At 44.6% G+C, this 6,784-nt stretch carries 4 protein-coding genes and 2 pseudogenes; 1 reads left to right on the top strand and 5 read right to left on the bottom strand.

The window, feature by feature from the left end; all coding sequences use genetic code 11:
* Window positions 1-562 (top strand): annotated as a pseudogene (locus tag F6K52_RS29380) (RNA-guided endonuclease TnpB family protein); the annotation flags it as partial.
* A gap of 364 nt (window positions 563-926) precedes the next feature.
* Here the strand turns inward: F6K52_RS29380 and F6K52_RS29375 are convergent.
* The 5 genes and pseudogenes from F6K52_RS29375 to F6K52_RS29355 all read right to left on the bottom strand — a co-directional run.
* Window positions 927-2,441, bottom strand: coding sequence for a glycosyltransferase family 39 protein (locus tag F6K52_RS29375; protein ID WP_293087073.1), 1,515 nt, complete (start codon window positions 2,439-2,441; stop codon window positions 927-929).
* A 28-nt stretch (window positions 2,442-2,469) separates the two neighbouring features.
* Window positions 2,470-4,023 carry a glycosyltransferase family 39 protein gene (locus F6K52_RS29370; RefSeq protein WP_293087070.1) on the bottom strand — a complete coding sequence of 518 codons (1,554 nt, stop codon included), beginning with the start codon at window positions 4,021-4,023 and terminating at the stop codon, window positions 2,470-2,472.
* Window positions 4,024-4,237: 214 nt separating this feature from the next.
* Window positions 4,238-4,807 (bottom strand): metal-dependent hydrolase, encoded by a 570-nt coding sequence (locus tag F6K52_RS29365; protein ID WP_293087067.1) that lies wholly within the window; start codon window positions 4,805-4,807, stop codon window positions 4,238-4,240.
* Between the two features lie 235 nt (window positions 4,808-5,042).
* Window positions 5,043-6,008: a lysylphosphatidylglycerol synthase transmembrane domain-containing protein gene (locus F6K52_RS29360; RefSeq protein WP_293087064.1), complete on the bottom strand. Its 966-nt coding sequence runs from the start codon at window positions 6,006-6,008 to the stop codon at window positions 5,043-5,045.
* 11 nt (window positions 6,009-6,019) lie between these two features.
* Window positions 6,020-6,784 (bottom strand): annotated as a pseudogene (locus F6K52_RS29355) (hypothetical protein); the annotation flags it as partial.

Below are 6,784 nucleotides of genomic sequence, written 5' to 3'. Positions count from 1 at the left end.
CTTTGTCACGAAAACAAAAAGGTTCCAATAATCGTTACAAAGCCAGATTAAAGGTAGCTAAAATACACGCAAATATCAAGGACGCTAGAAAAGATTTTACTCACAAGCTAACCACTAAACTGGTCAGAGAAAACCAATTGATTGCGTTTGAAGACTTAGCGGTGAAAAACATGGTCAAAAATCAAAAACTAGCTCAGGTGATCAGTGATGCTAACTGGGGGGAAATAATCCGTCAGGTCAAATATAAATCAGAGTGGTACAGCCGTAAAGCTATTTCTATTGACAGATGGTTTCCCAGTAGCAAGTTGTGTTCTGTATGCCTCAATCGCGTCGAATCTTTACCCCTGAGTATTCGGGAATGGGATTGCCCATCTTGTAATACTCACCACGTTCGCGTAGCGTAGCCCGAAGGGCTAATCGCGATATTAATGCATCAATTAATATCTTGGCGGCAGGGCTTGCCGTGTCAGTCTGTGGAGCGACCGTAAGACCTCAAGAGAGTAAGTCTCGGAGGGCTGGTGCGAAAAACTCCAAAAAAGGAGAGAAGGAAGCAGAAACCTAAGTCGTGAGTCTTAGGAATTCCCCGCTATAATAAAAGATTTAGCGGTGGGAGGATGTCAAGAAATTGCGATTGGCCGTAGGCCACGCTACCAGGGTAAGCGCAAGAAAAAATTGCCCATAATGTGCATTGGCTGGATATCGGTTGATCGTGGCTCGAAACCCCTATAATCTCGTAGAACTTTATTCTCAATAGAGTTTAATTGTTGAGAATAATGCCCTTTTTTTCTCAATAAGCTACAGCTTATTGATTCTTGCGCTTACCCTGGCCACGCTACGCGATGAAGCGAAGCTTCCGCTAAAAGCGATCGCTAAAAATCGGCAATAACTACTTTTAGGCTAACTGTAATACACAACTGCGGCGAAGTCTACTCCTGAGACGTTTTTTCAGCAGAACGTGGTTTAAGCAGAAAGATTTCTATTCCATCAATTGGTTTCTCTCGGGTTTGAATCTGAAATTGCTCTTTAACAACAGACCGAAATAGCTTCGACGACTTAACGTAAACTAGCCATAAACGAGATTGGGTTGGGGGCAAACTGCTAACCCAATCTTCTATCGCTTGCTGATCGTTTTTTCTAATCGACGGCGGGAGTACATCCTTAATCTCAATAGTCCCAGAGCCATGATAGTAATGATTCAATGCCACAGGTATTTTCTGACCAATAGACCAAACAATCACATCACCCGGTTGTTCTTTGGTCGCAATGGTTTCCACTAAACCACGCCAATTTTCTCGATCCAGCACGGTATAGTAACGTTTTAGCCCACCACCAACAGCAATGGCATAGATCAGCGCTATCACCAACGCACCAATCCGCCATCGACGCCAAATGCCGATCCCAGCGGCTGCTAAAAGAATAAATAGGTATGGGGCTGCTAACAGTAGGTAACGATTGACCCAAAGAGAACGAGAGACTTGGGACACTGAAAAGAAGAGAACTAAGGGTAAAAACGCCCAAGCCGCAATCCAACCAAGCTTAGCTGAGCGTGGTTTGTTGAATAGCACAAGACCCAGCAAGCAGGTCAACATGACAGAGTAGGCATTGTAAAACCAGTAGATCGCATTAGAATTGGCTCGACCAAAGGGCCAAGCTGTAAAGCGACCTGGCTGCATGATCACATCCAGTACACCAGGACTATTGCGTCCACCGAGATCAGGAACTGATGTACCCGGTACTTTCACACCTCCCATAAATTTGGCGCTCTTAGTTACTAGCGGAAACACCCATGGCAGCCATAAAATACCAATCAGTAACAGTCCTACCCCGAAACGGAACAAAACACGAGGTTGATTGCGATACTTCCAGCCAAACACAACTATGTCTGGGAGCAGCAGCGCTACGTTAACGGGTGTGCTGATAATTGCCAAGAATCGCAGAGCAGCCCATCCCAATAGTAAGGGAGTAGTTGGACGTTCTAGGGCGTGGGTTAAGATCAGTGTGCCAGCAACACCAAAGAATGTACTCGGTGCGTACATCCGGACTTCTTGGGCATGATGGATAAACAGGGGTGAGAGGGCAACGATTAGCGCAGCAATTAAGCCAGTGGACTCTCCCATTAAGCGCCGACCAAGCCGATAGGTAACAAAAACAGTACCAATACTAAAAACAACGCACAATCCCCGCAGCCAAGTATCACTACTGCTAACTATCATCCAGACCCGTAAAAAGATCTGATAGAGGGGGCGTGTACTATTAAAGACTTGCTCTAGGTGCTTGGCACGATGAATACTAATGAGCTCATCCACCCATAGGCTTTCTGTACCAAGTTGATAGAGGTATAGTCCAGTCGCTAATAGTAAGATTAAAGTAATGGGAATCCATTGTTTGAACCAATTTCCTCGCTCTAGGAGCGCTGCTGTTTTGTGGTTGTTGGCGTTCATGCTACCTCAATAATCACAGCCCTAGAGCTTAGACCGATGTTGATTCTTCGTTGGTATCAGTAGAATTGGGAGAATTGGGTATGACCAGAAATAGATGCATTAAATCATTCTGTCTATAAAAGTTCTCGTTAGTAAATGCTGCGTGTGTTTCCAGGTCAAAATGTTCTTTGAAAACAGTGCGAAACTTTTTTTCGTCAAAACCTGTGCCGCAAACTAGCCACAGCCGTGAGGAAGTAGGTGGCAAGTTATTTAGTGCTTCCTCTACATCAGGCTTTTTGACTTGAGCAGAAGGACAAAGTTTCTTGAGAGAATAGATCTGGGCATCTCCACTATAGTAATGACTCAGCGCTGAGGTCATTTTTGGCGAACCTATGGATAAGACGATGGTATCACCAGGTTTTTCATTCATGCTAATTGTTTGCGCTACATTTCGCCAATCCTGGCGATCCTGCACGGTGTAATAGCGTACTAGTCCAGTGCTAACGGTAATAGCATAGATAATTCCTACTGCGATCGCAAAAATCCGTTTCCAACGCCACAATCCCATCAAGCCAGCGGCCAGAATAATCAAAATGTATGGGGATAAAAACAGTATGTAACGGTCTATCCATAATCGTTTAGAAACTAAAAAAATCATCCCTGACGGTATAAAAGCCCAAGCAGCAATCCAACACAGGCGTGGTTTGTGGTTTTTGTGGATGATGGCAATACCGACCAACCCAGCTAATAGTAGACTGTAGGCTTGATAAAACAAGCTACTTACCTTTGATGTGGAAGGAAACGGAAAGGCTGTAAAGTTCTTTAACTTACGTAAAACATCCACAAAACTCGGAAATGAGTGTCGAGTAGCCGATGAATCAATTTTGGCGATGGGATTAATGGCATTGCTTAGGAAGGGCAGGGTTCCAGATACTAGAGAGAACAAAGATGGTAACCACAACAGGATCACCAACAACAGCCATTTGCCGAAAGCTAATAATGTAGCGCGTTGCTTGCGAAACCGAAAAAATACCAACAAGATGTCTGCGAAGAGCAGGGTGGCATTGAGTGGGGCAGTTAGGTTTACCAACAGTCGTAGGCTAGCCCACCAAGCCATGGAGGTGGTAGTAGGATTCTCAAGAGCATGCACTAGCGCTAGACTACCACCTAGACCGAGACAAGTACCTAGGGTGTACATACGAACCATTTGGGCAAAATTGATGAACAGCGGCGATAAAGCCAAGAGAAGCGCAGCAATCAAGCCCGTTGCCTTTCCCGCTACACGACGACCAAGCTGGTAAATTAGAAATACACTGCCCAATCCAAACAAGACAGACAACCCCCGCAACCAAGCATCGCTGGTGCCAAACTGCATCCAGAGCCACAGGAGGATGAAATACACTGGGCGGATTAGACCCAGATGCCCTGGTAAGCGTTTGGCATCATTAACACTGTAGAGTTCATCCACCCACAGGCTCTCTGTGCCAAGTTGATAGAGGTACAACCCAGCCGCCAATACCAAAATTAAGGCGATGGGAATCGATTCCCAAAGCCAATCTGCTTGGATTGAGGTTTCTGTTGAATTAAGTTTTTCTGCTTTCATGCACCTGACCAACCTTATCTACAATCAGTATTAAGAACTACCGTGATCAGACCAGGGTTGATCATGGCTCGGAAAAGATGGTTGATCCCCATCAACATAAGTAAATTTGGACACACGCTTATATTACTCATGGGCCTTGTTTTAGAGATTTATGCAAAAGATATATAATTCTTTCCATCACCATTACACCTGATAACCCCATCAGCCTTCCCCTCTATCTTCCCAATGGTTTTCTGATGTCAGTTTTACCAAATCCATACCATGCAAGTCCTACTAAGGGTGTAAGTACTACGATTTCCCAAAGTATTCCCAAGACGTTGGTAATACTTAGTATGGTGCGCACCATACCCAATTCTGGATTAAAATAATCAAATCGGGCAAAGATGGTAATGGGTGAAATAAAATACTCTAGGGAAAAAGGCCAGAGTGCCTGGACTCCAAAAGGTGCTGTTGGGTCAGCTACTAGCATATCCAAGAGGATATGGCTGCCATAAACTAGAGCTGCCCAAAGTCCCCACCGGAGCCGATTTAACCTCCAACGTCCCACTAGCCAAGCAACGAAGATGCCAATTAGGGCGGCTACTATCAAGCTGTGGGTGGCCTGACGGTGAAAAGATCCTGGATCTCCCAGCAGCAGCAATCCAGGTAGAATGTCTATGTCTGGCAAGTTTGTGAGCAATAGTGAACCATACAACAGCCGAGTTTGCTGATGCCAAGCTATATGAGGGCGTGCCAGAACAAATCCACAAATACCGGCTAATGTGTGTCCTACTGGTGATGGCATTGGATTATTTGGTAATTGGTAATTGGTAATTTATATTTGGTAATTGGTAATTTATATTTGGTAATTGGTAATTTATATTTGGTAATTGGTAATTGGTAATTTATATTTGGTAATTGGTAATTGGTAATTTATATTTGGTAATTGGTAATTGCTATGAGTATTGTTTATTACTCACCATCACACCTGATGACCTGATGACCTGATTACCCGATTACCTGATCTTAGTAAATCCCCTTTACTTGCGCAAAGCATACACAATTCCCCCCAACAGCCCCTGAATGATCACAATTCCGTAAGCCAGCCAAGCAAAGGCTATTGCTTCGGATCTGGCAAAATTGTAGCCGTAAGCCGCAAAAAAGAATACAAATGCATTCTCACGGAGACCAATGGCGTTGATCGATACAGGCAAGACCATGATCAAGGAGACTAGGGGAATGATCACAAAGAAACTAAGAAGGGGAACCGGTAAATCCAGTGCCTTTGCAATTAGGTAATAATGAGCGATGACACTAATTTGCACCATTAGTGACAACCCCATAGACATAGCCAAGGCATGTTTGCGGTTACCAAAGGCAAGGAAAGCTTTAATAATATTCAATACCTTGTTTTTTATGTGCTTCCAAAAGGGTAGTTGGATCTTGCTAAGAAAGGTTGAAATCTTCTGAGATGGTATGAAAATCATTGAGACTACAAGCATAATTCCTGCGCTACCTAGCATCATCCACAGGTTAAGCAATGGTAACTGGGCGATCAATGTCTGAGAAAAAAACAGCGCCCCGAGGCCAAACAGCATTAAACCTAGTAAACCAAGGAAACGATCCAAAAACACAGTGGCTAGTGCGACTGACTTGCTCGTTCCCAACCGCCAGGCATCATAAGCCCTAACAGCATCCCCACCAATAGTAGAGGGCAAAAAATTACTGAAGAAAATGCTGACCATGTAGGACTTATACAAATAAGGGATGGTAGCTTTTACATTCTGAGCCAAAAGCAGTACCCGCCACCGATGAGCTCTGATGTAGTAACTGGCTAAGTAGACCACAAACGCTGCCATTAACAGAGGAACCTTGGCAGAACTCACAGCTAGGAAAATTTCGGGCAGATTTGTCTTGCGCAACGCCCAAGAAAGTAGCACTATGGAAACGCCGCATTTAATTATCGTAAGAATAAATTTTTTATTAGTACCTAACTTTTTTTTCATGGTTTTTAAGTTTATGGACTGTAGTAATTCCAAGTCATCTTACTGCGGCGGTAGTGGTTTTGAGTCCATAGCCGTGGGCGATCAAGATTGGGATTTGGTTCAGGGTTGCTGTAAATATGCAGCTGATTCCCATTGAGAACCATCACCTCTTCCCGCCAATCCCCAGATACATCAGCAACGTAAAGTCGATCCGCCTGTTCTTTGAACCGATGGAGAAATTGCCCACTCAGGGCATCGAAAATCCCTACGTCTCCTGATTTATGGCGCTCTTTGACAGCCACTAATTGCCTCGACTCTCCTGTCCAATCAATCGAGAAGATCACCTCTACACCTTTGTCTGTCCATCCCTTGGGAGCAACATCATCCATTTGATACTCAGCAATCAGTTGACCTTGGGCATCAAATACAAAGGGTTTCTGGTGCTTCTGGTAACGGCTGCGGCACCAAACTTCTAATCCCGGTCGTTGGGGGTCAAAATCACCAATAGCAGCATTTTGTGGTTCTTGATGCTTGTAGTGGGTTTTCCAAATTACGCGATGTTCCGAAGGAACCGCTTCGCGAACGCGGTTATAAAGAAAAACCCGATTGCCACCCCCCTCTTCCAGAGCGACTACCTCTAATCCTGGGATGTCTGGACGCACATCAGCCACAAACAGGGAGTCAATATGACCTTTTATAGGAATTTTCAACAACATCTCTCCGTCCGGTGAGATGATTGTCCCGCCCAAAACCTCATCTTTGCCATCTCCGTCGAGATCCGCCACCCGTGCGCCATA

The sequence above is a fragment of the Moorena sp. SIO3H5 genome (assembly GCF_010692395.1).
Classification (GTDB): Bacteria; Cyanobacteriota; Cyanobacteriia; order Cyanobacteriales; family Coleofasciculaceae; genus Moorena.
This window is presented reverse-complemented; position numbering and strand designations above follow the sequence as displayed.